The organism is Alteromonas sp. G4i13, from assembly GCF_054960505.1.
The window spans coordinates 1-385 of record NZ_JBHNYX010000134.1 but is presented as its reverse complement, the minus strand read 5'-3'; the positions used below and the strand labels follow the sequence as shown (position 1 = coordinate 385).

General features: G+C 49.9%; 1 protein-coding gene. It reads left to right on the top strand.

Translation table 11 applies throughout. From position 1 onward, the window contains the following. A partial coding sequence (locus ACFI6J_RS21635) for a Tn3 family transposase (RefSeq protein ID WP_462586412.1) occupies positions 1 to 385 on the top strand: 385 nt, incomplete at both ends.

Sequence of the window (385 nt, the reverse complement as noted above, 5' to 3'; positions counted from 1 at the left end):
CGAAGCCTGACACATGTGCTGCCAATACAAAAACAGGGAACTACTCATCAGGATGATTTACTGGCCATTCTGATTGCTAACGCCACTCACCGTGGTGTGTATGGTATGGCGCAGATCTCCGACCGCAGTTATGAACACCTGAGTACAGTACAGGCTAACTATATCCGACCTGAAACGCTGCATGATGCCAGCGACGTGATCAATAATGCGGTGGCTTCATTACCCATCTTCCGCCACTACCATATTCAGGAGGACCAGTTGCACGCCAGTGCGGATGGTCAGAAATTCGAAACCCATCTGGAAACGTTTAAAACCCGGTATTCCTCAAAGTACTTCGGTACCAATAAAGGGATCACGGCCATGACTCTGGTGGCCAACCACAGCG